General features: G+C 42.6%; 21 protein-coding genes, 2 pseudogenes and 1 riboswitch. Of the genes and pseudogenes, 7 read left to right on the top strand and 16 right to left on the bottom strand.

Features of this window, described 5'->3' with window-relative positions; genetic code table 11:
* Positions 1–173 precede the first annotated feature (173 nt).
* A complete protein-coding gene (locus VM640_RS08585) occupies positions 174–1640 on the top strand; it encodes an FAD-binding protein (RefSeq protein ID WP_325391234.1) in 1467 nt (488 codons plus the stop codon).
* A gap of 124 nt (positions 1641–1764) precedes the next feature.
* A pseudogene (locus VM640_RS08575) lies at positions 1765–3136 on the top strand (MFS transporter).
* Positions 3137–3275: 139 nt separating this feature from the next.
* Here the strand turns inward: VM640_RS08575 and VM640_RS08570 are convergent.
* The 8 genes and pseudogenes from VM640_RS08570 to VM640_RS08535 all read right to left on the bottom strand — a co-directional run.
* A pseudogene (locus tag VM640_RS08570) lies at positions 3276–3434 on the bottom strand (fumarate hydratase C-terminal domain-containing protein); the annotation flags it as partial.
* A gap of 1082 nt (positions 3435–4516) precedes the next feature.
* A complete protein-coding gene (locus VM640_RS08565) occupies positions 4517–5881 on the bottom strand; it encodes a PepSY1/2 domain-containing protein (RefSeq protein WP_325391229.1) in 1365 nt (454 codons plus the stop codon).
* Between the two features lie 13 nt (positions 5882–5894).
* Entirely contained in the window at positions 5895–6578 is a 684-nt protein-coding gene (gene sleB / locus VM640_RS08560; protein ID WP_325391227.1) for a spore cortex-lytic enzyme, read from the bottom strand.
* Between the two features lie 771 nt (positions 6579–7349).
* On the bottom strand, positions 7350–8516 hold the full coding sequence (locus VM640_RS08555; protein ID WP_325391225.1) for a pyridoxal-phosphate-dependent aminotransferase family protein: 1167 nt from the start codon (positions 8514–8516) through the stop codon (positions 7350–7352).
* Positions 8517–8548: 32 nt separating this feature from the next.
* The gene (locus VM640_RS08550) at positions 8549–8809 is read right to left on the bottom strand and encodes a hypothetical protein (protein WP_325391223.1); all 261 of its coding nucleotides are present in this window, start codon (positions 8807–8809) and stop codon (positions 8549–8551) included.
* Positions 8810–8921: 112 nt separating this feature from the next.
* Positions 8922–10313, bottom strand: coding sequence for an asparagine--tRNA ligase (gene asnS / locus VM640_RS08545; RefSeq protein ID WP_325391221.1), 1392 nt, complete (start codon positions 10311–10313; stop codon positions 8922–8924).
* 361 nt (positions 10314–10674) lie between these two features.
* Positions 10675–11931, bottom strand: coding sequence for a diaminopimelate decarboxylase family protein (locus tag VM640_RS08540; RefSeq protein ID WP_325391347.1), 1257 nt, complete (start codon positions 11929–11931; stop codon positions 10675–10677).
* Positions 11932–12046: 115 nt separating this feature from the next.
* A riboswitch (Lysine riboswitch) is annotated at positions 12047–12221 on the bottom strand.
* A gap of 63 nt (positions 12222–12284) precedes the next feature.
* Complete coding sequence (locus tag VM640_RS08535) at positions 12285–12509, bottom strand: hypothetical protein (RefSeq protein WP_325391219.1); 225 nt, start codon at positions 12507–12509, stop codon at positions 12285–12287.
* A gap of 174 nt (positions 12510–12683) precedes the next feature.
* Between VM640_RS08535 and ybaK the strand changes: the two genes are divergently transcribed.
* The 3 genes from ybaK to VM640_RS08520 all read left to right on the top strand — a co-directional run bounded on the left by ybaK (position 12684) and on the right by VM640_RS08520 (position 14111).
* The gene (ybaK, locus tag VM640_RS08530) at positions 12684–13157 is read left to right on the top strand and encodes a Cys-tRNA(Pro) deacylase (RefSeq protein ID WP_325391217.1); all 474 of its coding nucleotides are present in this window, start codon (positions 12684–12686) and stop codon (positions 13155–13157) included.
* Between the two features lie 308 nt (positions 13158–13465).
* A complete protein-coding gene (locus tag VM640_RS08525) occupies positions 13466–13675 on the top strand; it encodes a helix-turn-helix transcriptional regulator (protein ID WP_325391215.1) in 210 nt (69 codons plus the stop codon).
* The gene (locus VM640_RS08520) at positions 13665–14111 is read left to right on the top strand and encodes a DUF6773 family protein (protein WP_325391213.1); all 447 of its coding nucleotides are present in this window, start codon (positions 13665–13667) and stop codon (positions 14109–14111) included. The genes VM640_RS08525 and VM640_RS08520 overlap by 11 nt, the downstream gene beginning before the upstream one ends.
* 205 nt (positions 14112–14316) lie before the next feature.
* On the opposite strand, the gene VM640_RS08515 is transcribed toward VM640_RS08520, so the two are convergent.
* The 3 genes from VM640_RS08515 to VM640_RS08505 form a co-directional block, all read right to left on the bottom strand.
* Positions 14317–15978 (bottom strand): glutamine--tRNA ligase/YqeY domain fusion protein, encoded by a 1662-nt coding sequence (locus VM640_RS08515; RefSeq protein ID WP_414647942.1) that lies wholly within the window; start codon positions 15976–15978, stop codon positions 14317–14319.
* 116 nt (positions 15979–16094) lie between these two features.
* Positions 16095–17036 (bottom strand): DUF2156 domain-containing protein, encoded by a 942-nt coding sequence (locus tag VM640_RS08510; protein ID WP_325391211.1) that lies wholly within the window; start codon positions 17034–17036, stop codon positions 16095–16097.
* 89 nt (positions 17037–17125) lie between these two features.
* Positions 17126–17494, bottom strand: a complete 369-nt coding sequence (locus VM640_RS08505) for a VOC family protein (protein ID WP_325391209.1) — start codon at positions 17492–17494, stop codon at positions 17126–17128.
* A 120-nt stretch (positions 17495–17614) separates the two neighbouring features.
* Here VM640_RS08505 and VM640_RS08500 point away from each other — a divergent pair, with 120 nt between their 5' ends.
* Positions 17615–18355, top strand: a complete 741-nt coding sequence (locus tag VM640_RS08500; RefSeq protein ID WP_325391207.1) for an MBL fold metallo-hydrolase — start codon at positions 17615–17617, stop codon at positions 18353–18355.
* On the opposite strand, the gene VM640_RS08495 is transcribed toward VM640_RS08500, so the two are convergent.
* Positions 18299–19480, bottom strand: coding sequence for a benzoate/H(+) symporter BenE family transporter (locus VM640_RS08495; RefSeq protein ID WP_325391205.1), 1182 nt, complete (start codon positions 19478–19480; stop codon positions 18299–18301). The two genes, VM640_RS08500 and VM640_RS08495, sit on opposite strands and share 57 nt — an antisense overlap.
* Positions 19481–19618: 138 nt before the next feature.
* Here VM640_RS08495 and VM640_RS08490 point away from each other — a divergent pair, with 138 nt between their 5' ends.
* The gene (locus VM640_RS08490) at positions 19619–19753 is read left to right on the top strand and encodes a flavin reductase (RefSeq protein ID WP_325391343.1); all 135 of its coding nucleotides are present in this window, start codon (positions 19619–19621) and stop codon (positions 19751–19753) included.
* 31 nt (positions 19754–19784) lie between these two features.
* Here the strand turns inward: VM640_RS08490 and rlmH are convergent, their stop codons facing one another.
* From rlmH to VM640_RS08470, 4 genes are all read right to left on the bottom strand, one after another.
* The gene (gene rlmH, locus VM640_RS08485; protein ID WP_325391341.1) at positions 19785–20264 is read right to left on the bottom strand and encodes a 23S rRNA (pseudouridine(1915)-N(3))-methyltransferase RlmH; all 480 of its coding nucleotides are present in this window, start codon (positions 20262–20264) and stop codon (positions 19785–19787) included.
* A gap of 141 nt (positions 20265–20405) precedes the next feature.
* Entirely contained in the window at positions 20406–21572 is a 1167-nt protein-coding gene (locus VM640_RS08480; RefSeq protein WP_325391203.1) for a S1C family serine protease, read from the bottom strand.
* Positions 21573–21599: 27 nt separating this feature from the next.
* On the bottom strand, positions 21600–22412 hold the full coding sequence (locus VM640_RS08475) for an MBL fold metallo-hydrolase (protein WP_325391201.1): 813 nt from the start codon (positions 22410–22412) through the stop codon (positions 21600–21602).
* 123 nt (positions 22413–22535) lie between these two features.
* Positions 22536–23171 (bottom strand): tetratricopeptide repeat protein, encoded by a 636-nt coding sequence (locus VM640_RS08470; protein ID WP_325391199.1) that lies wholly within the window; start codon positions 23169–23171, stop codon positions 22536–22538.
* Positions 23172–23217 lie beyond the last annotated feature (46 nt).

Here is a 23217-nt window from a genome sequence, read left to right as displayed (position 1 = left end):
TGTTTGAACTTGATAAAAGATTTTTAATTAATTGAAATTCGAGATGATACACAATATCTCCTTTAATTTCTCGTTACCCTATTTTTAAATTGGCATCATTATTGCAATAAACAATATTGAAAGTAAACTCGAGAAAATAATTAATTTATATTTGATACTTGGGGAGAGCGCATATGCAAAAAATAATATCTGATGTTGTGGTCGTTGGCGGTGGTCTAGCTGGTATGTATGCTGCACTTACCGCAGAACAACAGGGTTGTAAGGTTCTTATGGTTTGTAAAAACAAAATTGGTCGTTCGGGTTCATCAGTGGTTGCCCAAACCGTTCACCGAGTGGCAGAACAGAATACCCTGAACCAAGAGCTCTATTTTAATTTTTTTTGGCAATCTGGACGTTTTATGGGGAATCCTGAATTGATTAAAACTCTTATCTCTGAAGGGCCAAGGGCCGTAAATCATGTGATGTCACTCGGAGTTCACTTTGAAAAAGGTGTCGAAACTCTACCCAATGGTGGAGAAATAACCCGTTATTCATGCGAACCGAGAAAAGGGAAACTACTGACTACCCCAGTCGCTGAACAAGTTAGAAAATCAGGAATAAGTATGCTCGAAAACACGATGGTCATTGATGTAATCTTTCAAGCTGGGGAAATAAACGGACTGGTTTGTCTTTGTAAAAATAAAATACTTTTAGTTTTCGCTAAAGCCGTTATTTTGGCAACTGGGGGCTTCGGTAGGATTTTTAGTGAGACCTCCAATCCAATAGGTATAACCGGAGATGGTCAAGCGATAGCGGCTCGGGCAGGTGCGAGACTTACTGGACTTGAATTTATTCAGTTTTACCCTTACAGACTACGTTGGCCAAAGATATTTGATTTAAATCCTGCGATTTTTGACCAAGGTGCACTATTTATTAACGAAAAAAAAGAGCGTTTTATGCGAAATTTCCCTAAAGCCGAGCAGGAAAACCGTGATAAATTGGCCCAGGAAATGTTCAAGCAACGTGAGGTTTTCCTTGATTTATCTGGAATGAGCCAAAAAGATTTAGAGAAACACCCCATTCTTGCAGACTTAGTGAAACAAGGCTATGGCTCCCATCTAAAAATGCAAGTTACTGCCCATTTTTCAATGGGTGGCATTCAGATCAATTCGGAAGGCGAAACGGATATTCCAGGATTATTTGCCTGTGGAGAATGCACAGGGGGTATTCATGGCGCCAACCGTCTGGCCGGTTCTGCCTTAGTGGAATGCGCAGTCTTTGGGCCCCGTGCAGGAAGATCTGCGGCAACCTATGCAACAGAAAACGCAACTCAAACAATTACTCCCCCCACCCTAAACCTGCCCCTTTTAGGCAACGATAATATCCGTACTTTGGTTTTATTACTACGCCCACTTATGTGGACTAAGGCAGGAGTCCAACGCTCAGAAGGGGATTTGCTTCAATGCCAAAGTGAATTAATTGGGTTATCAGAAATGCTTACACATCTTCAACCTTCAAGCTATCAACATTGGTTTGAAGCAAAAAATATGCTGCAAATATCAAAATCGGTTGTGGAGTCTGCCCTAGTGCGTCGCGAAACCCGAGGAAGTCATCTGCGAATTGACTATCCCAACGAAAACTCGATTTCACAACAACTCTAACTTGTACAATTTTTGCTTTAAGCTTTAGTAGAAACTATATGAGAGGAGGTGAGTAATGCTGCATAGAACATCAATACAGCGCGTTCAATACTAGACCTAAAAATCTGTAAAGGGGGAAAACTAAATGTCTGATAATTCAAGAGAAATGCTTATTGCACGAATGGAGCGATTACCCTTAGGCTCATTTCATTACCGAATGTTGGTGATCAACGGTTGTGCATGGGCCTTTGACGCCTTTGACGCCTTTGACGTCGGCCTAGTCACATTTGTGGTTACCGCTCTTACCCAAGCGTGGAATCTCACCACTACTCAAGTCGGAGCCATATTTATTAAGTATTGGATTAGTCGGCATGTTCGTTGGTGCTTTGCTTTCCGGGCCCATTGCTGACCGCTGGGGAAGAAAAGCAGTATTTCAAATCACAATGCTTCTCTTCGCAGTCTTTTCTTTACTCTGTGCTGTAGCCCCAAATTTCACATACCTCTTAGTTTTTAGATTTCTTGTAGGAGTTGGACTCGGTGGCGAAACACCAGTAGTAACTTCACTTCTTGGTGAATTTATTCCTGCAGCTCACCGTGGAAAAGTACAAGGGCTACTTAATACCTTCTGGGCAGTGGGCTGGGTTTTGGCCGCACTCATTGCCTATTTTATTATTCCGACATTTGGATGGCGGTGGGCCTTTGTAGCTGGTGCCCTACCCGCATTCTATATTTTCTTTGTTCGCCGTCACTTACCGGAGTCGCCACGTTGGTTAATCGCTCAAGGACGCAATGATGATGCTGAGAAAATTATTGATAAGATTGAAAAGATTACGTCCAAAACGCATACTCTTCCACCAGTAGTCTTAGATGACATTGCAACTGAAGTCGTCGCTACCCAGGAGAAGGTCACTATGGGCTTGCTCTTCTCCAATAAATATATAAAGCGTACGATTATGTTATGGGGATTATGGTTCTTAGGTATGTTTGGATATTATGGTTTATTTTCGTGGCTGCCTACGCTTTTCGTCAAAGCTGGTCACACAATGGTCAAGTCTTTCCTCTATGTTTTAATTATGCAAATCGCCTATGTACCCAACCAGATTCTATGTGCCTATCTAATGGATAAGTTTGGGCGCAAGTGGCTGTTAGTAACTAACCTCTTACTGGCTGGTGTTGCAGCAGTAGTTTATGGGTGGGCATTAGGTAATAATGTTACAACTGGTATTGTTGTTTTGCTTGGTGTTATAACCTCGTTTTTTGTCTCTGCTATTTGGGGGATTACCTATACCTATACTCCAGAACTTTACCCGACAAGAGTTCGAGCTACCGGAGTTAGTGCTGCGTCGGCATGCTCGCGCATTGGATCATTTCTTGCTCCCATCGTCATCGGTGCAGGTCTATCCTCCATCGGTATTACTGGCGTTTTCGCCATTGTGGCAGGAGCATTTGTCCTAGGTGGTTTTCTCATGGCTGCACTTGGAATTGAAACTAAAGGCATGATCTTAAAAGATTCCTAAGTGATTTTCGATCAAGTTAAAAGGCATTCTATCGTCCAAAGTTAATTAATCGCATCAGTTAAAAAGCTTTAATTTTCACATATTGAAGGTTAGAGCTTTTTATTAAGTACTTTAGATAATCCTTATCCATACCACGACGTTAAAACCTCCGATACTGTGCCTTCCCCGTCTCATAGAGGTTATTCCACTCTTGATCGATAATAACCATCACCGGAAAATTCTTGACTTCAAGCCGACGTACCATCTCCGGACCAAGCTCTGGGTAAGCGATCACTTCAGTGGAAACCATCCGTTTCGCTCCCCTTAAGCAGATCTCTTTATGCCATGCCGCATGGCAGTTAATATTGACTGCTACTGACAGCATGGCGAAATGGATCTGTTAGCCTTCCGTATTTAATAAGAAGGCGCGCTTCTTCTAAGCGAGCGGATACTAAACTCGCGAAAAGTACGCAACGGAGACGAGTTGGAAACAGGGCGTTTCCAACTAGGCAGTGAGACAAAGGCCTAAAGCCTTTCATGCATTTTTGTTCAATTTGAAGACCGACTTAATGTATTATAAGTGGGGGCTCTGCACCCAACATCCCCAAAGTTTACTGCTTTGGTTCTGCCTGTAAGGAAATATAAATAGGAAAGGGAACAAATATTGACTCGGGTTCGACAGTCAGTAGGCACGAAAAATGCCTCAAATCCTTGGAGCACAAGAGTTTAAGGCACCTGTGAATAACTTGTCGTGTATCTACGTTTTCTAACCACTTCTGAAGAAAAAAGCCAGTATTTTCATGGGTTTCGTACTTAAAAAGAATACTCTCTTTTACCCAAGAAAATCAAAGGTTATATTGCCTTTTGTCAGGTTATTTGAAGCTTAGGCTATCGGAATAATACAAATGCTCAATAGCAAACTTGATTTACTTGATGATATTAAAACATACCTATTAGGGAATCGAAAAACATATAAAATATTTTACCACTCAATACCTACATAATCAATAAGTATTCTTCAGGTGACAGATGTTATCCACAGAATCTTGTGTCTACGGGATTTTGAGCTGTTTTCCTGTGGATAACCCCTGTAACCCGCATGATTAGCTGGTATCAGATTTTACCATGTGCCTAAAATAGGGTTTGACTGTCGAACCCGAGATCTACCAACTGCTAAAAGTTAAAGACTTACTAAAACGCGATCATTAATTGGTCCATAAGAGGTTGTAGAGACTGAACCAAAAACAGAAATCCAGTTGAATCAAGGATCTGAACCTCCTTTAGACGGCAGTTTGGATAAATAAAATCATCTGTCTCTGTCAGAAATTCTTTTGAACATCGCATTCAGAATGGTTAAAGAAAACTTGACTAAGCAATTAACCATGGGCTTAAGTTTATTCTCTACTGCAGGTATTCTCCGCGTGGGGTCTTGATAATTCGTTGGATCTTCTCCTCAAGGCCGTTTTCCGCATTGACATAAACTAAATATTCTTCTCCCTGATACGTGCCACGGAATTCATAAGCCAAAACTTCGCGATTACCTAAGACCGGAATGACAGCCAAACCAGTTTCCTTTGTTTGAAAACTGCTCTGCAACTTGGCCCTTGCTTGGTCCGCTGTTATTTTGGAAGAAAGTTTCCGCGGATGATGATAAGCCCAATACGGTGTTGCATCATATGCTGTGATCTGTCCATTATCTAAAGCAACCGTTAAGCGGATTTTGTCTGGATAGTAGCGAACCTTATCCTTTTCATCGATAACTTCAAGCCGAATATATCCACCATAATCCTCAACCGAAGTTGGCACCAACGACCAGCCCAAGCTTGTTAACGTCATCAGCGCTTTACTCTTCGCTTGATCTGTCGTTAACGTCCGCTCCTGAAGTGACCTTTGATTCCAGAATTCAGTAACTACCCCACCCCGTTTGCTGACGGTTAGGCTAATATCGCCTTGCTTCCAAAGATACCCTCCCATCGGTCCTGAGCTTACCCCCGCAAATTCCAGACTAACACCCGGGGAACCTACCTTTGCTAGGAAGTCGTTCGCTACCTCCTGCGCCTTATCTTTAGTCACCTCTTGAGTGGGTAGCCCTAGCGGCTCTGCCACAGAGCGGGTGGCAAATTCTCCAGTATAGGAGAAGGGCGGCAGCTTTTGCAGGCTGGCATTCAGTTGATCCAACCCAGCGCGCACTGAGTTCGGTTGAACATCCTGACCTTCGGCTGAAGCTTCCGCAATCTGTGCCTTGCCGAAGCTCAACCTTTGAAACACATTAGATTGAGGACTAGTCCACGCTAAGTTTTCTGTATCGACGCGCACCAATAAATCTTGAACCTTTCGGTTCGTCGTAATCAGACGATCATGCACATCGGCTAACGTCTTCTCCTCATCGCTGGTTAGATTCGTTCCATTCGCAACCTTCTGAGCTGCATTTCGTGAGAATTCTCCCACCTGATTCAAGAACTGTCCCACATAACTTAACCCTGTGTCCTCTGCTGGAAGTTGGGCTAAGTCCTTCATGGCAGCCTCGCTATTACTTCCGGCCTGACTTAATTGAAGCACTTTTTGATTTGTAGTTGAAGCCACCCGACCTTTCGCTAAACTAGTTTCCAGTTGATCCATGTGGCTGGCTAAATCTCGAAAGGCGCGCTGATTTTGATTATTTGATGATAGCCGTAAATTCTCGGCTTGCCGGTATTCATTAAATCCCCAGCCTAAAGAAAGGACAAGAGCAATCCCTAAAACACCATACCAAAATTTTCTATGCATACATTTTCCCTCCTTAGCGCGTGAAGATATGATTTCCGATTTGAAGAATTTGCGGTCGCGACCAGATATATTTGTTGGAAGTTTTAGCGGGATTGAAGAAAAAGACTGCACCCTGAGAGGGATCAGACCCATTTGCCGCTGCTTGAGCCGCTTTCAGGGCTGAAGACTGAGGTGCTAAATTGATTTGTCCATCACTCACACTGGAAAAAGCCCCCGGTTGATAAACGATATCGGCTACCGTTTTCGGAAAAGCAGGATCTTTAATCCGGTTCAAGACGACAGCCGCGACAGCCACCTGTCCCTGGTAAGGTTCTCCCCGAGCCTCCGCATTGACTAATCGGGCCAAAAGATTGACATCCACGTTCTTTGTTCCGACAGGTTTACCTGAGGATGTTGTGCTCTCACCAGTTAAACGTTTCAATTCTTTGATCGTGGCCGTTCCAGCCAAGCCGTCCACTTTTAACCCATGTTCTTGTTGGAATCGACGCACCGCCGTCTGAGTCTTCGACCCATATTTTCCATCCAGCGTACCGACTGTATAGCCCAATTGAGCTAGTCGTTTTTGCAACTCAGTGACCTCTGGCCCATTTGATCCTTTGCTTAACAAGCGATCACCCAAAGCTCCATACGCCACACTCGTCAAAACCAAGGCTAGAATTAAGGCAAGCCCTCCGGCCCAAAGTTTCCTGCGTGTCATGCTTCCTCACCTCACTTAAAGATTTCTTCTTTAGTGTGGCTAAAGTTTTGCTCAATTATCCAATACTAGTAACCGAAAAATTCTACTCTGGAGTAGAACTCTAGAATAGTCTTGTTTTTTATACAGTGTAGCTTTTCGCGCATCCGTTCACTTACATCTCCGGGGCTGTACAGCGCCTTTTCCCATCCCGATAGTCCCGGTGAGACTGTCCACACTTGTTTGGAGTCGCTTGCACTAGGCACGTCCATGTGCCGTCGTCACTCGCTTCCGAGGCAGCTCTGCCAACCCTTCTGCTTTCTGCAAGTGCGTCGCTCCTACGCGTCCCGAACAGTCCAGTGACGAAATAGTCCGGTGGACTGTTTCGCGCTTTAGCTCTGTTCGCCCGAAGGTTGCGCCCGCGACATCAGGCCCGAAAGTCCCAGTGGGATGTTCGCACTTGTTTCCCGATAGTCTCCTGTGTAGAGTATCGCACTTGTTTGGCCAAGTCCACGGCGCCGCTAAAGCTAAAGCGCGAAACCCCTTCCGGGCTTTCGTCTTGAAAGCTTCGTTTGCTTTAACGCCCCTCCGATGAAATCGTTCACTCCTGTGCGAGAAGCTACGTTTACGGGTCTGTAAAAAAAAGACAAGGGAATCATCCCCTTGTCTTCGTTGTTGTCATTCAAGATAAATTTCTCTTCCCAGGCGCTGACCCGTGTTCGCAGCCTTCTAAGCTAGGATTCCAAAGTCGTGCTATGAGGGTGAAACGAGGAACCTGTCCCCTCGTTTCTAGACTTATAGATTCGCTTCGTAAACCCGTTTAAACTCGTTCACCGCGCCTTGAGTATCGGCTTTCTGTCCCATCTCTTGCAAGGTTTCCCCAACAAGTTCCATCGCTTTGACAAACATATCCTTGGTGACATTACCCATATGCCCAATCCGGAATGCCTTACCAGCCAACGAAGCTAGCGAACCCGCAATGATCATCCCTTTCGCTGCCAGTTTCGAACGGAATTCCGCGTCATTAACACCTTGCGGATAGAGGATGCAGCTTAAGGTCGGCGCCGCGATCGCTTCAGGAGCTAGAGCTTTCATGCCATAGACTGCTAAACCTGCCCGAACGGCTTTGCCCAACGCAGCATGACGCCGATAACGCGTGTTTAGGCCTTCAGAAATAACCATCTCCATACCCTTCTCGAAAGCATAGATCATGTTGACCGGTGGGGTCGCATAATACTTCCCTGGATCCTGCATAATCGGCAGCCAGTTTTTAATATCCGCATAATACCCCAAAACACCCTCCCGCGCTTCGCGGGCAGCAAGAGCCTTCGGCCCAAAGGCAACAATCGCCAATCCCGGAGGAACCCCGATTGCTTTTTGGGACCCTGTTAAGACCACATCAATCCGGTATTCAGGATTCCCATATTCCTTCTTCATATCTTCTTCAATTGCAGCTGCAGCACAGACTCCATCCAAAATGAAAAGCGCACCGCTTTTCTTCACAGCCGGTACTAACTCCTCCAGGTTAGCCATGACACCTGTCGAAGTATCAACATGCGTTACGGTTACCGCTTTATAATGTCCTTCGGCACATTTTTTCTCAACTTCAGCCGCATCAACATGCTGGCCCCATTCAGCCTGAATCGTATCTACTTGAATCCCAAACGCTTTAGCTAAAGGTGTAAAGCGGTCTCCAAAAAAGCCATGACTGATCACTAATAATTTTTCGCCAGGAGCCACCGTGTTCATGATGGCGAGTTCCATCGACAAAGTCCCTGAGCCAGCTACAACAAAAACCTCGCCATCTGTGTTAAACAGTTGTCGGGTCATTTCCAAACTGTGTTCGAAAATCTTGACAAACCGTGAATCGGTATGAGCCATGGTCTCCCCTGCCAAAGCTTCATAGATGTCGTCGTGAACCGGTGTCGGACCAGGAATGAGTAATAATTCTCGATTAGGCATAAACTTTTCCTCCTTAGATTGCAAGCATTATTTTATATTCCTGTTAATACTAATCTCTTGCCCAAAAGGCCCCTCTTTAAATCTATTTTAAGTTGATAACTATCATCTAGGCTTAATAACGATAAATGAACATAAATTTTAACATGGTCATTCAGTTGAACTTCCTTATACTCTTTAACTTCAGATTCTTTCGGACGACCCAGTTGCAGGGACGGATGCTCCAGCTTAGCTCGTGCATTTCCACCCTTTAAAAAAATATAGTGTTGAGCCTCGGTTGTAACCAGTAGATTCATAGTATTCCTCCCCATTCTTAAAATTACCACATCCTCGCTTACCTGTCCAGGCTATCCAAACCTGCATAAAAAATAGACCGGGTTGCCCCGGTCTATTTTATTTCGGATTAGATTAAAATTCCGCGTTCTTAACCGTCCTCGGGAATGCAATAACATCCCGGATATTAGAAATTCCTGTCAAATACATGATCATTCTCTCAAAACCCAAACCATAGCCCGCGTGACGGGTCCCCCCATATTTACGCAAGTCAAGATACCAGTCGTAATCTTCTTTTTTGAGGCCGAGATCATCCATCCTTTTTTCCAAGGCATCCAAACGTTCTTCACGTTGGCTTCCACCAATAATTTCGCCGATTCCAGGAACAAGAAGATCCATCGCTGCAACCGTCTTTTGATCTTCATTCATCCTCATATAAAACGCTTTGATTTCTTTGGGATAATCCGTAACAAAAATGGGTTTCTTGAAGACTTGTTCCGTCAGATAACGTTCATGTTCGGTTTGCAAATCTATCCCCCATTCCACAGGATACTCAAACTGATCCTTAACCTTCTCTAACAGCTCGATCGCCCGAGTATACGTGACCCGCTCAAAATCGGATTGGACGATATTATTGAGTCTTTCCAATAAATTTTTATCGACAAATTCATTAAAGAACGCCATTTCTTCCGGAGCCTTTTCGAGAACATGATTAATTATGTATTTAATCATGTCTTCAGCTAACTCCATGTCATCCTCCAAATCGGCAAAGGCAATCTCAGGCTCAATCATCCAGAACTCTGCTGCATGCCGAGCGGTGTTGGAATTCTCTGCTCGAAAAGTAGGTCCAAAGGTATAGACATTCCGAAAAGCCATACAATAGGCCTCGACATTGAGCTGCCCACTCACTGTCAGATTTGTCTCCCGTCCAAAAAAGTCCTTGCTGTAATCAATCTTCCCTTCTTCCGTCCGAGGCAGCGCATTTAAATCTAAGGTAGTCACGCGAAACATTTCGCCAGCTCCTTCAGCGTCACTGCCCGTAATAAGCGGGGTCTGGACATACACAAAGCCACGCTCCTGAAAAAATTGATGAATCGCGAAGGCCACTAAGGAGCGCACCCGAAAGACGGCAGAAAACGTATTGGCTCGAGGACGCAAATGGGCAATTGTCCGCAAATATTCGAAAGAATGGCGTTTCTTTTGCAGGGGATAATCCGAGGCACACTCACCCTCAACAACAATCGTTTGCGCTTTAAGTTCAAACGGCTGTTTTGCACCTGGTGATTCAGCTAAAATACCCTTAACGATAATCGAAGTTCCCGTTGCCAATTTCGCGGTTTCCGCATAATTCTCCAAACCTTCTTCAAAAACAACTTGGAGATTCTTGAAAAAAGTCCCATCATTTAATTCGATGAAACCAAAGGCTTTCGAAGCCCGAAGCGTCCGAATCCATCCTGAAACCTCAATTTCTTGATTGAAATACGGATCAGGATTGCGGAAAATATTTCTAATTAAAGTGCTCTTCATGAGTGAGTCTCCCTTCAGTGCGTTCCTACTTAATCTAGGCAGAGAATAATTTCCACCTCAAGCCGTAAAACTCCTGCATCCTCCTAAATTAATCTTTTAAAGCCGTATTGTAATATATCAGATTGAATTATTGATAATTTATATAGAATGTAATTGTTAACAAATGGAAGTGAACGTCGAAGATACACGGAATGGAGTCGCTGAATATATCATCGATAAGCTAACGAATATGCGGGCATGCTCTCGGCACGTGGCGAAAAGGTCGTCGATATAGCCTTCGCGCGTAACTATAAATTGACCCCCCAGACCACGGCTCAAGCTCAAGTGGTATGAGGGGATCAATTGTTAAGGTCTTTTCTGCTTACCCTAATCTAGAAAAATCCAGGGTAGCAAAATAATCCTCAAGGGTCTCAGCCCGCCGGATCATTTCGACTGTTCCATCCTCTTTTAAGAGGAGTTCAGCTGAGCGAAGCTTACCATTATAGTTGAAACCCATGGCGTGCCCATGCGCACCCGTATCATGAAGCACGATGAGATCTCCTAGGTCGATACGAGGAAGTTCCCGATCGATGGCAAACTTATCATTATTTTCGCATAAACTGCCGGTTATATCATAGATATGATCCTTCGGCCACGTTTCTTTTCCCACCACCGTCACATAATGATACGCTCCGTAAATACCTGGCCGCATTAAATCAGCCATACATGTGTCCAAGCCGATGTAGTTTTTATAAATTTCTTTCTTGTGCAGAGCCTGCGTAACTAGGTAACCATAAGGGCCTGTAATCACCCGCCCACATTCCAGCGCCAACTTAAGAGGATGTAAATTCCTCGGGATAATCCGTTCCTCATAGGCTTTACGAACTCCCTCGCCAACATATTCTAATTTAACCGGCTCTTCGTCCGGATGATAAGGAATTCCGATTCCACCCCCGAAATTGACGAGTTCAATTCTAATTCCTAACTTTTCTTTAAGTTCGACAACGAGGTCAAACATCATCTCTGCAGTCTCGATGAAGTAATTGGGGTTAAGCTCATTCGAGATCACCATCGTGTGCAGACCAAAGCGAGTAGCGCCTTTATCCCTCACGATTTCGTAGGCATGAAAAAGTTGTTCTTTCGTTAAACCATACTTTGATTCTTGCGGATTTCCGATAATGGAATTTCCACCCGCTCTTAAGGGTCCAGGATTATAGCGGAAAGAAATTAAATCAGGTATACCCACAATTCTTTCCAGAAAGTCAATATGAGTGATATCGTCAAGGTTGATGACTGCGCCAAGCTCTCTCGCTTTCTCAAACTCTACAGCGGGTGTGTCATTCGAAGTAAACATGATATTTTCTCCGGTAATTCTGCTCTTCTCTGCCAAAACCAACTCCGCCAGTGAGCTGCAATCTGCGCCAAAACCTTCTTCCCGCAAAATCTTTAAAAGATAAGGATTGGGCGTCGCCTTCACGGCAAAATACTCTTGGAATTCTGGTACCCAAGCAAAGGCCTGAGTTAAGCGTCGAGCATTCTCCCGAATTGCTTTCTCATCATAAATGTGAAAAGGGGTTCCATATTGAGCTACAATTGCTTCTAACTTCTCTTGGTTAAATGGTAATGTTTTATTTGCCACGATCCAATCCTCCCTTTTTTCGGTGAATGGTCGATTCAAATCCCCATCATAAAAAGCGGTTACGAGTACACTCACAACCGCTTTAAAGGCAGGAGAATAATTCTCCACCTTCAATGGACGAGATAGCACTCCACCAATTTCCGGTGACAGTCTTGCACTTTTTCACTGCAAGCCCAGCCTGAGATTCTTAGCCTTGAACCTAGGCTTCGGCGAGAATTCCTTTCCGTATTGATCATTGTTCGGCTGCCTCACAATACGTACTCTTAATTCACCGCACCTCTATCATTCACTTTTTTAGTATTGTACTATTATGCAACAGATCAAAAACTATGTCAACCCAACACCGATCCTGCTTAAGGTTGGATCTGGCCCGGCTTCGAGGTGTTTTCTGAAAGATTCTCCATTAAGCCTTTATTATGAAAAGCCTCCTCGACCTCTAACTTTATTTGGCCTCTTTTTTTGCTCTCGTGAGGTTCAACTCCATAATCCTTCCCCGGTTGGTCACTAACACTGATAACACCAGCAGGTTCCCATAGTTGACGTTTGAGTTCCTCTGGCTTACTTTTTTCCTCATTCATTTTAACATTCCTCCTTTAAACTAAACCACTTTTAGAATGCCCAAATGCTTTAGAAAAATGTTTTTTAAATAAAGTTTGATCACATCTTACCTCCGGTGAAGTCTTGACGTAAGCCCATTCAATCCTTATATTGTAATTATTAACTTCTAACTTAATTCACGTGGAGGTCTGATCATGTCTCAAAAAACAAATGCTGCACGGATCCTCGATCAAGCGGGAATTTCCTATAAAATAATTCCTTACGAAGTCGATGAATCTGACTTATCTGCCGTTACCGTAGCCCGAAAAGTCGGAATCCCGCCCGAACAGATCTTTAAGACTATCGTTGCGCGCGGAGATAAAACGGGAGTTATCATTGCTTGCATCCCTGCAGATAAAGAGCTTAACCTTAAATCCTTGGCCCAACTCAGTGGCAATAAAAAAGTCGAAGTCGTCCACTTAAAAGAGGTTCAACCCCTAACTGGATATATCCGCGGTGGAGTGTCCCCACTCGGTACAAAGAAAAAATATCCTGTATTTTTCGACGAGACAGTAGACTTAGTTGACGGCCTGTCCATCAGCGCCGGAATGCGCGGCTTACAGATCTTCATCGCACCCGAAGATCTCCTCCAGGTCACAGAAGCGAAAACAGGGGCAATCACTGCTTAGTTTCATTATCTTATGATAAAAAAGATAAGGTCGTTTAGCATAACGGGTTCAGTTCTTGAGGTGTAAAAACCAAAAATATCAGTGAAAATCGCAACTGTTTTTTATACCCAAAATCTTAATTCAAAATAGGGGCTATTGGTGTTAACTGTATAATTGTAGGATATTACGAAGCAAGGAATAATTATTAGCATTATCAATGTCTTACAACAAATGACTAAGATAGTGCTTTTTTTACAATATTAATGTAATATATAATTTACATATTGCATATCAAAATGTATAATATGTAATGTAAGGAGGGGCGATATTTGAAGAACCTTAAATTGAAAGCAGCAAGAGCTATTTTGGATATGTCTCAAGAGCAATTGGCAGAAGCGGTTGGTGTAACAAGACAAACCATCGGAATGATTGAAGCGGGTAAATTTAATCCATCATTACACTTGTGTATGGCTATATGCAAAACGTTAGGTAAAACATTGAATGATATTTTTTGGAAGGATGATGATAATGAAAGATGAAAGAATTGAACAAGCAAAAAATAAAATATGGAGTGAACTAGCAATTATAATTTTACTTGGCGTAGCTCTATCATTTTCAGTTAAAATTTTAGTATTTAAAATGGATTTAAAGGAATGTATTACGGAATATTTAATTTTGATATTTTCCCCGCTGTATCAGTTTATAAGAATGCACATGATGAAGATAAGTATTTACAGTGAGCATGGGAATAAGCAATCGGTAAAGAATCTGATTATAACAATTGCAGTCCTAGTGGTTGCATCAGCGGTGTTTATTTATGATTCGATGAAGAAGTCAGCAGTGTATGACTGGAAAAACCCAGTAGTTTTCCTATTCATATTTTTAGTTTTATATGTAGCAATCTTTTTAATCGCAAATAAGTTTAATCAGCGCAGAGGTCAAAAGTATGAAAAAGAATTTGATGACGATAAATAAAGCGTAAATTTCAGAAAGGTAAATTGTATAAAAAATCTACATCCTTAGCTATGTCGCATTTTTCTTATTATGTACAGTTTAGGTTAAACGGGGTCGTTTTGACAGGCCTCACCTTCTAAATCAAAACACGAAGAAGACTGTAAGGATTTTTTAATAATCCCCACAGCCTTCTTCTTTTTCGTTTCTAAATCACATCCACTGTTTTTTAGTCGATTTTAAATGAACTTTTCAATGAGACAATCCGATTAAATACCGGCTTCTCGGAAGTCGTATATTTCGGATCGACATTAAAGTACCCATGGCGGTAAAACTGAAATTTATCCTGAATCTTAGCCTCTGCCATATTCCGCTCAACAAAGCCTGCTTGAACTTCGAGCGAGTTCGGATTGATATAATCGAGGAACGTCTTCCCTTCCTCTTCTTTCTCTTTCATTTGTTCATCAAGAATTAACGGCTCATAAAGACGGAACTCCGCGGGAAGGGCTTGACTCGCTTCGACCCAGTGAATCGTCCCTTTCACCTTTCGGCCCGTAAATCCAGAGCCACTTTTCGTCTCCGGATCATACGTACAGTGAATCTCAATGACGTTTCCGTATTCATCTTTAATAACCTCTTGGCATTTAATAAAGTACGCGTGCTTTAACCGAACTTCATTTCCAGGGAAAAGTCTAAAATATTTTGGCGGCGGTGTCTCCCTAAAATCATCCTGTTCAATATAGATTTCCCGAGAGAACGGGATTTGCCGGACTCCCATTTCTGGATTCTCGGGATTATTCTCAGCCTCAAGCATTTCCACTTGCCCCTCTGGATAGTTTGTAATCACTACTTTTAACGGCTGAAGAATAGCCATCGTTCGGGGAGCTTTTAGTTTTAAATCTTCCCGGATAAAATGCTCCAGCATCTTTTCATCGACGATACTATCCGCTTTAGCGACACCGATTTCCCGGGCAAAATTGCGGATCGATTCAGGCGTATAACCCTTCCGGCGAAGTCCGGAAATCGTCATCATTCTTGGATCATCCCAACCGTCAACAACCTTTTCCTCAACTAAAAGTTTGAGTTTTCGCTTACTCATGACGGTATTGGTGATATTTAAACGTGCGAACTCATATTGGTGGGGTACATTAACCATTTCACACTCACGAACCACCCAATCATAAAGAGGACGGTGGTCTTCAAATTCCAAGGTGCAAATAGAGTGGGTCACACCTTCAATTGCATCCTCTAACGGATGGGCAAAATCATACATCGGATAGATACACCAGAGATCATCCGTATTATGGTGAGTCGTATGGGCAATCCGGTAGAGGATCGGATCGCGCAGATTAATATTGGGGGAAGACATATCAATCTTAGCCCGGAGTACCTTCTCCCCATCCTTAAATTCACCTTTACGCATCCGTTCAAATAGATCCAGGTTCTCCAAAATCGACCGATTGCGATCAACACTTTCCCTGCCTGGTTCAGTTAACGTTCCCCGTGATTTACGGATTTCCTCAGCGGAAAGGTCACAAACGTATGCTTTCCCTTTTTGAATCAATAAAACAGCCCGTTTATAAATTTCCTCAAAATAATTTGAAGCGAAGAAAAGGTGATCCCATTCATACCCCAGCCATTTTACATCTTCCTTAATCGACTCCACATATTCGGTATCTTCTTTGACTGGATTGGTATCATCGAAGCGAAGATTGGTTTTTCCCTTAAATTCATCCGCTAAATCAAAATTTAGGCAGATGGATTTTGCGTGCCCAATATGTAAATAACCATTGGGTTCGGGTGGGAAACGAGTCAAAATATGATCCTCTTTACCGGTCTTTAAATCCTCAATGATAATATTGCGTAAAAAATTTGAAGACGTGTTTTCCACTAATATCAACCTTTCTATCCCCATCAACCCTAAAATGATAAAATTCTACGCCAAATTAGAGTTTCCTTCTTTAATTGCTCCCTAGTGTTACCATTTCCCGAATGTTCGAGACCCACTTATCCCCTGGCCACAAATTTTTTCTGTGCATCCGCCTCACTGTAAATCGATTGGATAATAAACTTCTTTTCAAGTTTGATCGGGTCATAGGCAAGTTTGGCTTTTCTTAACCCCTCAATTCCGAGATCCTCTTCCCGATTGATATACATCGTATCACTAAGATATCTCTTGGCAAATGTTCGATTAATGAAAGCATAGATTCCTTTATACCTTGTATCCCCTTTTTCAATATGAATCACGCCCATTTGCGAATTAACCTTTTCACCAATTGTAAAACCTACTATTTTATGATCAACATAGACCGCCATACCCATGGCATTAAGCAGCTCTAAATGAGTTAAGACCTCGCGAATTCCTTCAAGTTCACAAGTAATCTGCTTGGTTTTAACACTCTGATTCTCGAACCACGTTCTTGAGAAATCGAGACAATCTTCAAGGACCAACTGATCATGAATATCTTTGATTTCAAACTGATAAGCTTTGATAAACTGATTGTATAGATTTTTTCTTTTATGCAGTTTAGTACCTGGCAAATTAATTAATTTCTCGGTTTCGTAGATATAATCAAAATCCTTCGTATCCTCGAGATAAAGAACATCGATTCCATAAATCTCTTGCAGCTGGTTCAAGAACGGTTCTTCGATATCTCGGAAAAGATACTTAAAAGCCATATCTTCTTGCTTTAGCTGATTAAGTTCCTGAATAACGTCGGGTAAAGTTTCTTTGGGGAAGCCAAGCGGTTGCATAAAAAAGCTCCCGATTTTTTCCTCGTTTTTCTTCAGAAGCAGCCCATCTTGAAAAATTGCGTACTCAACATTACAATATTTTCTCCAGAGATAAAGAGTTAAAAAGGAATATTCATACGTCTTAAAGGAATAATTTTTAAGATATTTTAGCAGTAAATCTCGGTTTTCTAAGCTCAAGGGTTTAAATTTTATCATTGTTTTCACCTATTCAAATAAAAGGTAATCTCCTCTTCTTGAGATTACCTCGCTATTATTAATTATTTTCGTCCATTTCTGAGAGTAGTTTAATGAGCGGGTAAAATTTCTACCCAATAATCATCGGGATCATTAATAAAATAGATTCCCATCTCTTTATTTTCGAAACAAATACACCCCATCCTTTGATGATGTTCATAAGCAGCTGCAAAATCATCCACGGTCAAGGCAACGTGGAATTCATTATCCCCTAAATTATAAGTTTCTGTTCTATTCTTTAACCAAGTCAGCTCTAACTTATGTTGCGTAGCGCCGTCTCCAAGGTAAACTAAAACAAAATCCCCATCTTTCGGTTCAATTCTACTGATTTCGACTAATTTCAACGCTTCTTTATAGAAATCCAAGCTTTTCTCTAGATTAAAGACATTGATATTGTTATGGTTAAACTTAAATTTCATCTCGAATCCCTTCCTCTTCAATCTATTGTATTAGTATATCCCAAAATCATCAATAAATCTCGATCATAAAATCGTTAGGATTATCCATAATTATTGTATAATCATTAAGAGGTGATAACAATGGAGAATTTGAATATCAAAATTAATTATTTATATCATAGTGGTTTTAGTGTCGAAACCGAGCATCATGTTCTGGTCTTTGATTATTATCGAGGTCCAATCCAGCTCAACGACAAAGTGACTTTTATTTTTTCCTCGCATAGCCATCCTGACCATTTTAATCCTGTCATCTTCGAATGGCAGAAAAGGAGACCTGCCACCCAGTACATATTAAGTAGCGATATTCCTGTCCCCCCCACGGTCAACCATGTTCATTCCTTGGCTCCTAATGAAGTGATCACGGTCGATGGCCTTAAAGTTAAAGCCTATAACTCTACCGATATCGGTGTTTCCTTCCTCGTCGAATGTGAGGGCCTACGTCTCTTCCATGCCGGTGACCTAAATTGGTGGTACTGGCGAGATACTCCAGAAGAAATGGTTAAAGCCGAAAAGGGGTTTAAAGATGAAATCAAGAAACTCAAGGGAGAACAAATCGATATTGCCTTTTTTCCCGTCGATCCAAGATTAGAGGAAAATTATTCGGCCGGTGCCGAACATTTTATTCAGGAAATTCATCCTCAGTTCTTGATTCCCATGCATTTCGCCGATGATCTTCAGGTCTCCAAAACCTTTGCCCAGAAAATGACGGATTCCCCCACAAAAGTCATTGAAATTACCCATCAAGGGCAACAGCTAAACTTCTCCTCAACTGGGAATACTCGTCTGCTCTTCAATGTAGCGGGCAATCAATGTCCCGACTAATAAGGACCATACGGGGGCACTTATACTTAAGATCGTAATATTCGATAAAGCGATCACAAAAGCAAAAGCCACACTTAGTTTCATCGTCGGTCGGGAAAAACTAATCTGTAGACTGTTGCCAAACACACCAAGAAGGGCAAAGCCAACAAGGATCGAAATAAATGCTGGTGGTAAAGCCTGAATCCAGGGAACCAGCTTCCAGGAAAATAATCCAAAGAACAGAATAATGACTCCCGAAACAACAGCTCCCATATACCTCTTTTCCTTCGGGCCAGCCTCTTCACCTGCACAAATCGCCGACATCATTCCCGCAATATTTGCGGATTGTCCGCCGAAGAAACTCGTAATGATCGAAAAAATACCACTCAAGGTAACGACCCGATTGACAGGTGGATGAAAATCATTTTGTTCTAAAGCCCCAATCCCGACCGCCGCATCATTGCTTAAAATAAGCAGGGCAAGAGGAATGGAAACTGAGAGGAAGCTTATGGAGCTAAACTCAGGAACTTGAACGTGTGGAAAAACAAAAGGGACCTTCATCCCCTTACTACTCAGGGGATAGGTTAAAAGTAAGAGGACAGTTCCTGTTAGAACCCCAGCAACCATAGGCGGAATCCGCTTCTTTCCTTTACTAAAAAAGAGATAGGCAAGAAGTGCAGAGCCACCCACGAATACTAGCTGACTTATCGAAACCACAAAATTAACCATATATTTTGTGATCATGCCCGCGAGCATTGCTGCGATAATTTCCTTGGGTACATAATCCATTAACTTTGAAAAAATACCCAGAACCCCAATTAGTAGCATCAGCAAAGCGGCCAAAAGATAAGAACCGATGAGTTCATGATAGGTAAATTGCGCGGTAACTGTGGCAAGAAAGGCTACCCCAGTAATCGAATGGGCCCCCACGATCGGCATCCGATAACGTAAGGGCATGAGGATGCTAAAAACCCCGCCGAATACATAAACAGAAAACATCCAAGCAATTGTTTGTGTTGTCGTGAAATTTCCTTTGGCAGCTGCTTCTAAAATCAGAGCAGGTGGACCTGTAATCGCTAATAAGGCAGCTACAATCCCGGCCACAATATTTCTTGGATTCAAATCTCGAAACGTATGGTTTTCCATGCTTGCATTCCCTCTAAGTAGTTAATTTTCTCTTTTATTATAGTTTGTAAAATACAACAGCCACAAGCATAATATTTTTTGTCTTATGGCAGCCCGGCTATCATAATATAATTACTTTTAACCGCAGTTAAGAGTGAAATTGTTGATGCCCCTTATGTTAGAGAATTCCCCCTGATTTTGGAATGTCGACTAATACATACGGTCGATATTGGTCTGCACACCCAGTTCATCGGTGAAATCGTAACTAGGACCGAGCCTACTCCATTGGAATGAAGTTTAAAAGTTAAGAAGCCTTGATCCGCCTCTACTTATGATACGGCTCTCCCTTACTTATTTTCATAGCCCGATATATCTGCTCCAAAAGCATAACCCGCATCAGTAGATGGGGAAAAGTTAATTTTGAAAACGACCAGCAAAAATCTGAGCGCTCGCGAACCGAATCCGCAACTCCTAGTGATCCACCAATCACCCAGGCGATATTACTTCGTCCATACAATGCCAAATCATCTATAAAATTGGCGAGTTCCGGTGATGTCAATTCCTTACCCTTAAGATCAAGCAACACAACATAGTCTTGGGAATTCAGAGCTTTAAGAATTCGCTCTCCTTCCTTCTCCCGAACGCGATCTTCCTCCGCCTCGGAGAGCTTCTCCGGACAAGGCTCATCCGTAACCTCGACGATATCTAATCGCAGATAGGAACTCAGTCTTTTCGAGTACTCTCTTATCCCTTCCTGTAAAAATTTTTCTTTCACCTTACCCACGGCCACGACCTTAGCCTGCAACATATTCTCACCTCAAATTCTAAGAAGGGGAGGATACAATTGCTTTGTATTCTCCCCTTCTTCATGTATCTTAATTTAACTTCTTTCTCTCACTTAAGTCATTGTCCGATGGCAAACCGCCACTAAGTTCCTAGTTCCTTATTACTGCTTCAGCTCAGCCAAGGTCACCGATACATCTTGGGTCGCGCCATTCCGATAATATGTGACCGTTATTTTATCCCCAGGCTTAAATCGAAAGAGTTGACGAGTGAGATTTAAAGCATTCTTAATCGTGGCCTCATTAACCTTCGTCACAACATCCCCTGCTTTAATTCCTGCTTTATCTGCCGGACCACCGGTAGCTACCTGGGCAACATAAGCCCCAGCTGGCCAACCTTGCTGAGCTGCCCATTCTTCTGTATAACGCTCATCGATTGAAACGTTCAGACCAGGATGGCTAGCATAGCCCTTTTCAATCATCTGTTGAATGAAGGGTAGGGCATCAGTGATGGGAATCGCAAAACCCATTCCTTCATAGCCCGGTTCAGCATTTTTAGCCGAATTAATGCCAATCACTTGTCCTTGATAATTAACCAATGGCCCACCGCTATTTCCTGGGTTGATTGCCGCATCGGTCTGGATCAGGTTAAAACTTGATTCCCCCTGAATCTCCAAAACACGGTTTTTGGCCGAAACCACCCCTGCCGTTACCGAACGGGCAAATTCCTGGCCTCCCGGATTACCGATAGCTACGACAGGCTCTCCAACTTGAAGTTTCTCCGAGTCGCCAAATTGAGCACCCGTTAAATTATTAACTTCAGAAATTTTGATGACTGCCAAATCCGTACGGGTATCGGCTCCAACAAGCGTTGCATCGACATTTCGTCCATCAGCCAAACTAACAACGATTTTTTTAGCCCCTTCAATAACATGATTATTGGTTGCGATGTAGCCATTTTTAGCATCGATAATAAAACCGGAACCACTTCCCACTTCAGCCATGCCGCTATTCCCAAATAAACGCCCTTTTTGCTGGAAGTTACCCACCCCAACTACAGCTGGCCCTACAGCCTTCGAAACCTCAGCAATTGGAAAACCGGTAGGGTTTGTAACATTAACGGGCGGGGTAGTTGTTCCTTGACCTAAAACCACTTGATTGGTAGCGACTTGATTACCATAGACATTTGGGATGACGATGGCAGCTGAAATCAGTCCACCCACAAGCGCACTAACTAAGGCTAAGACCACGATAAAGAAAATTCCGGGTCTACGTCTGGAAGAACCGGGTGAATACTCGGGGTATTTCCCGGGATTATTATAATAACTCATAATCCTCGACCTCCTCAATTTCTGAATTTAGTCTTCTCCCAAAATAATAAGTTCATGCGGCGTATAACGTGGTGCAACTCTTAAACGCAAGTCTGGATTATCCTTCGCCACGTGTGAATCCTTAAGAATTTTGAGAACGGTCGAAAGGGCCAGTTCCGGAGTATTATTTTCTTCACTTAAGTGGGCTAGGACAACACGTTCGGTATTCCCTTGAATCCATTCCAAAAGTCCCTCAGCCAGTTGTTTATTTTCAAGGTGCCCCCGATTTCCACTAATTCGTTTTTTTAGATACCAGGGATACCTTCCATTCCATAATCTTTCTTCATCATGATTGGCCTCGACAATGAGGGCATCACACCCCTTGAGATAATGATTCATTTCCTCAGTAATTATCCCGGTATCTGTTGCTATGCCAAGCGTTTTTTCCCTAGCAGATCCCATAACAGGGCCTTGAATTCTAAATCCGTAACTTTCCCTACTATCATGTGAGGTCGGAAAAACTTGAACCTTTAGTCCAGCACATGAAAAAGAATCTTTGATAATAATCCTTTGCTGTTCATCAATTTTCCCGAGAGAAGGAGTCATCTCCTCCCAAATTCCCGCTGTCGCAAAAATCGGGATCTTAAGTTTACGCGCGACAGGGCCAATTCCTTTAATATGATCGGTATGTTCATGCGTCACAATGATGCCCTCAATTTCCGTGGCAGGAATATTTAAAAGAGCAAGATTATTAAGCAAGGCTTTAAGGGAAACACCACAGTCAATAAGAAAGTTTCGATTTTTATGCCCGACGACAGTTGCGTTGCCGGAACTACCACTCACTAGCGTCGCAAAATGCACTATTCTTTACCTTCTTCCCAGTAACTTCTATTATAGCAAAAGAAAATCTCCAAAGAAATGGAGATTTTGTGAACAGCCTCTAATAATTTATTGGATCTGAAAGGTGAAAGTAAAGGACTTTCCTTATTTTCCAGCGTTCCCGTTAAGCTTAGCTTGCGCCGTACTGATTAAGCCTTTAATGCGATCTGCATCTGTCGATGAGGGATTCGTGCTTAAGGCTTGATTAAACTCGGCAATAGCCCCCAAATAATCTCCTTTAGCCTCCATTAGAAAAATCCCGTAATTAAGTAAAGCATTTAAAAAGTCTGGTTTGATCGCTAAGGCCTGCTTAAAGGTTGTCTCGGCTAAAGTATTATCCCCGCCATAAAAAGCTGCTGTTGCCATATCCACCATGATATTGACATCATCCTTTTTACTCTTGAGCACCTCTTGGTACTCATTTGTCGCCTGCTTCAAACTGGCTGTAGCCGCTTGATCTTGCTTACTATTCAATTGAGCTATGCCCAAGTCATAGTAAGAATTTGCTAGACTGAGGTGAAGATTGGGATCTTGCGGATTCGCCTTAACGGCTTGATTAAGACCGTCAACCTGGCTCTGCAAGCTTTGTACTTGGGAATCTGCAGAATTCTTAGAATTTGCTGCTGTTGCAGTCGGAGTCCCGGGTGTATCACTGAAAAAAAGAGCGAAAGATGACCCTATCATGCTTAGGCTAACCAAAGCAACAATAATGATTGCCGTAGTCCGATGCTTTTTATGCACTCTTAATCCCTCCTGAACAATTGGTCTTTCTGTTCTTCCTTATTTT

Origin of the sequence: Desulfitobacterium sp. (genome assembly GCF_035539115.1) — a bacterium.
In the GTDB taxonomy this organism is placed as follows: domain Bacteria; phylum Bacillota; class Desulfitobacteriia; order Desulfitobacteriales; family Desulfitobacteriaceae; genus Desulfitobacterium_A.
The sequence above is the reverse complement of the archived record's forward strand: the minus strand, read 5'-3'. Positions and strand labels throughout refer to the sequence as shown.

Excerpts from the sequence above, each read along its gene's own strand:
- sleB (WP_325391227.1), bottom strand. The coding sequence starts at position 6,578 with ATGACACGCAGGAAACTTTGGGCCGGAGGGCTTGCCTTAATTCTAGCC.
- VM640_RS08520 (WP_325391213.1), top strand. The coding sequence starts at position 13,665 with ATGAAAGATGAAAGAATTGAACAAGCAAAAAATAAAATATGGAGTGAA.
- VM640_RS08505 (WP_325391209.1), bottom strand. The coding sequence starts at position 17,494 with ATGAAATTTAAGTTTAACCATAACAATATCAATGTCTTTAATCTAGAG.
- asnS (WP_325391221.1), bottom strand. The coding sequence starts at position 10,313 with ATGAAGAGCACTTTAATTAGAAATATTTTCCGCAATCCTGATCCGTAT.
- ybaK (WP_325391217.1), top strand. The coding sequence starts at position 12,684 with ATGTCTCAAAAAACAAATGCTGCACGGATCCTCGATCAAGCGGGAATT.
- VM640_RS08535 (WP_325391219.1), bottom strand. The coding sequence starts at position 12,509 with ATGAATGAGGAAAAAAGTAAGCCAGAGGAACTCAAACGTCAACTATGG.
- VM640_RS08550 (WP_325391223.1), bottom strand. The coding sequence starts at position 8,809 with ATGAATCTACTGGTTACAACCGAGGCTCAACACTATATTTTTTTAAAG.
- VM640_RS08555 (WP_325391225.1), bottom strand. The coding sequence starts at position 8,516 with ATGCCTAATCGAGAATTATTACTCATTCCTGGTCCGACACCGGTTCAC.
- VM640_RS08565 (WP_325391229.1), bottom strand. The coding sequence starts at position 5,881 with ATGCATAGAAAATTTTGGTATGGTGTTTTAGGGATTGCTCTTGTCCTT.
- VM640_RS08510 (WP_325391211.1), bottom strand. The coding sequence starts at position 17,036 with ATGATAAAATTTAAACCCTTGAGCTTAGAAAACCGAGATTTACTGCTA.
- VM640_RS08500 (WP_325391207.1), top strand. The coding sequence starts at position 17,615 with ATGGAGAATTTGAATATCAAAATTAATTATTTATATCATAGTGGTTTT.
- VM640_RS08585 (WP_325391234.1), top strand. The coding sequence starts at position 174 with ATGCAAAAAATAATATCTGATGTTGTGGTCGTTGGCGGTGGTCTAGCT.
- VM640_RS08495 (WP_325391205.1), bottom strand. The coding sequence starts at position 19,480 with ATGGAAAACCATACGTTTCGAGATTTGAATCCAAGAAATATTGTGGCC.
- VM640_RS08480 (WP_325391203.1), bottom strand. The coding sequence starts at position 21,572 with ATGAGTTATTATAATAATCCCGGGAAATACCCCGAGTATTCACCCGGT.